The sequence below is a fragment of the Glutamicibacter sp. NPDC090743 genome, assembly GCF_044769125.1.
Classification (GTDB): domain Bacteria; phylum Actinomycetota; class Actinomycetes; order Actinomycetales; family Micrococcaceae; genus Glutamicibacter.
Genome location: NZ_JBIVXE010000016.1, coordinates 1 through 2,875, shown reverse-complemented (window position 1 = coordinate 2,875; position 2,875 = coordinate 1). Strand labels below are relative to the sequence as shown.

Annotated in this window: 4 protein-coding genes; 2 read left to right on the top strand and 2 right to left on the bottom strand. The window is 56.5% G+C overall.

Going from position 1 to position 2,875, the window contains the following annotated elements; all coding sequences use genetic code 11:
• Positions 1 to 475 precede the first annotated feature (475 nt).
• Both ACIQTS_RS18050 and ACIQTS_RS18045 read left to right on the top strand, forming a co-directional pair.
• Complete coding sequence (locus ACIQTS_RS18050) at positions 476 to 676, top strand: helix-turn-helix transcriptional regulator (RefSeq protein WP_402474298.1); 201 nt, start codon at positions 476 to 478, stop codon at positions 674 to 676.
• Positions 673 to 1,869: a type II toxin-antitoxin system HipA family toxin gene (locus ACIQTS_RS18045; protein WP_402474295.1), complete on the top strand. Its 1,197-nt coding sequence runs from the start codon at positions 673 to 675 to the stop codon at positions 1,867 to 1,869. The genes ACIQTS_RS18050 and ACIQTS_RS18045 overlap by 4 nt, the downstream gene beginning before the upstream one ends.
• Positions 1,870 to 1,887: 18 nt before the next feature.
• Here ACIQTS_RS18045 and ACIQTS_RS18040 read toward each other — a convergent pair whose 3' ends face one another.
• Entirely contained in the window at positions 1,888 to 2,331 is a 444-nt protein-coding gene (locus ACIQTS_RS18040; RefSeq protein WP_038993720.1) for a MepB family protein, read from the bottom strand.
• A 313-nt stretch (positions 2,332 to 2,644) separates the two neighbouring features.
• On the bottom strand, positions 2,645 to 2,875 hold a 231-nt coding region (locus ACIQTS_RS18035), incomplete at its 5' end, for a hypothetical protein (RefSeq protein ID WP_402474292.1).

The following is a 2,875-nucleotide window of genomic DNA, read 5'->3' as shown; positions in this document are numbered from 1 at the left end:
ATGGTTTGAGGCCCTGGTACCGTTTGGTGCCGGGGCCTCACCTGTTTAACGAGAAGGGGAGGGGGAATTGGGCAGCTGGTGCTGCTTGGTTCCCCTCCCCTTCTGCTTTAACGAGCTTGAGTGCTGGCCGCTAGCGCAGACCGCTCAAGGAACGACCAGGCAGGCATGGGGTTGTGAATGCAGCCATGGTTAAGCTGTGTCCCGATATCGGACGCGCTTGAAGCGACTAAGCAGACGGCGTGGCCCTGGACCTCCGCGGCTCACTACGGGAGAGAACGCCCGCTCCGTTGCAGGTGCTTTATCCGATGGGTTCTGGTCCCCCAATCGGCAAGATCCTGCCTTTTGATGCCTCTGGCAATCGATTGCTTGCACCTGGCTATCATTTCGGTAACTTGTTGCCGATTCTTGCTCCATGCTGAATGATAGTGAGCAGAATGTCGCCAATCGGCGAAATGCTGCCGGAAGAGGATCCTTCATGAATTCAGTGACTGAGCTAGGGGCCGAATTGCAGCGCGCTAGAAAACAGAATGGCCTGACGCAGGAACAGCTGGCTGAATTGGCTGGCATCTCCGAACGTACGCTGCGCTCCATAGAACGAGGGGCGGGAAACCCCTCCATTGAAGCGGTGCTCTCCGTCGCGAATGTACTCGGCCTTCGAATTCGCGTGGCCAAATGAAGCCGCAAATCCAAGAGCTCAAGCTTGTTACCAAGGCTGACGTCTACTGCAACGAAAACCTCGCCGGCACTCTAGCCAGACAGTCCGACGGAAGCGTGGCCTTCAGCTATAACAAGGACTACCTTGCACATGGTGGCGCGGGCATTGCGACATCTTTGCCAGCTTCCCCGGAGGCCTACGTTGGGCCTGGGGGCGCGTTGCCATCGTTCTTCTCGGGACTATTGCCCGAAGGCCATCGCCTGACCGTTCTCAAGGACGCAACCAAGACCAGCATCTCTGACGAGTTGACTCTGCTGATGGCAGTGGGCGCCGATACTCCAGGCAATGTACGCGTTGTTCCGGAAGGATCAGCACTGGAGCAAACCCCCGTGGTTGCTGAATTCAGCAGCACGGCCGAACTCGACTTCTCGGTCCTCACGCGCACCTTGGACCGCCACTCGATCCCCGGCGTGCAAGACAAGATCAGCGCAACCATGCTGACAACACCAGTGGAGTTCAAGAACAGCGCCTATCTGCTCAAGCTTGATCCCCGGGATCATCCGCATTTGGTCGTTAATGAGGCGCAGCACCTGAAAGCAGCGCGATTGCTCAAACTTCCGGTCGCAAACAATCGGCTAGTACTGGATTCCACTGGGAGTCCGGGGCTGCTGGTCGAGAGGTTCGATCGCGAGGGTGTCGAGGGGGCGGATAGTCCCACGCGTTTGGCGTTGGAAGATGCCATGCAGGTATTGAACCTTCCGCCGGCAAGCAAGTATGCAGTGAGCACGGAACAAGCTATTGAAGCCTTAGCGCTGCAGTGCCAGGCTCCGGTGCTCGCCAGGCGCAATCTATACATGCAGTTCGTCTTTGCGTGGCTAACTGGCAACGGCGACTTGCATGGAAAGAACGTCTCGATTCTGGCGGACTTGCATGGACGGTTTAATGTAGCGCCCATCTACGACATCCCATGCACCCTGGTCTACGGCGATGACACCATGGCTTTGACTGTTGCCGGCAAGGCTAAGAATCTGAAGAAGAAGCACTGGGCGGAGCTTGCAAGGGTGCTCGGCTTGGCTGACCGGGCCACGCAGTCAGCGAACCAGTTGGCATTGAAAGCCGCATTGACTGTGGATCTCAGCGAGTTGCCTTTTGAAGGTTCACCTTTGCGTGGTGCGCAACGAGAACTCAGGTTCCGGCGCATGGAGCTGCAGTAGGCGTCTGAGCGGGACAAGTTAGTCTGCGAGCAACGTGAACGCAGGCAGCTGACTATTCTGGCTTTTCTTCGCTTGCCCCTTAAGGCCAGCCGTCCATGATGGATAGACGCGGAAACCGCGCTTGCCTGGAGCCGATGCTGAGGCGAAGACGCCCAGCTCCTCGAGGTGCTGTTGAGTAAAGCGGAAGACGCCGAAACAGCCGGCTTCCTCGATAAAGACCATAACTCCGCGCAGTCCCTCTTCGGATTCGTAGGGGGCAGTAGTCCCAGTTTCGTCCCGATGCCATATGGCTACGAACCCACCTGGCTTTGTTGGCGTGATCCTTGCGGTCCTGATCCGCCACCGCTGTCCGTCAAGCTCAGTTACCCCGGCTTGATAATCGCTCTGCTGTTCTTCGGGAGTCACCTCGCCATACGATTGCCCAGTGAGGTGGCAATAGCGTTCCAACGCCGTGAACTTCATAGACTTCATCCTGTATTCGGTAGATCATCAAGTGGAGTGGCAGCGATCGAAATATCGCTGCTATTCACCGTAGCCGAGGGTGGTGCTTACGTAGCACTGCAAGACCTGTATTGGGCCGGCATCAATGCCGACTGCTCTAGGTAGTCATTGCGCTGATGCCGCCTTGGCCGTCACGCGTATGGAACCTCCAGATGCATCGTTTCGCCATGTGCGTTCTCTTCTTGTGCCTTGCTCAGACGCACGCATGCGCCCGCATCGTCTAATCGGCTGATGTGGGCACAATTCATTGGGTTCGCGTATATGCGTACGCTTCTCAAGGGTTCAATAAACTCGCTAGGTACAGGCGCTGATGCTCTGTGCAGCTGCGAAATAATGTTTCCGCGCTCAGCCCTAGCTCGGTAATAATTGCCAGCGATTGGGCACATGGAAAGAGTCGAATCAGCAGTTCAGGAATTAAGTGTGCACGGTCACCGTCAAAAACCACCCACCCGATTTGCAGGACCCCCAAAACCTGTGTATAGTTTTTCCTTGTCGCCGAGAACAA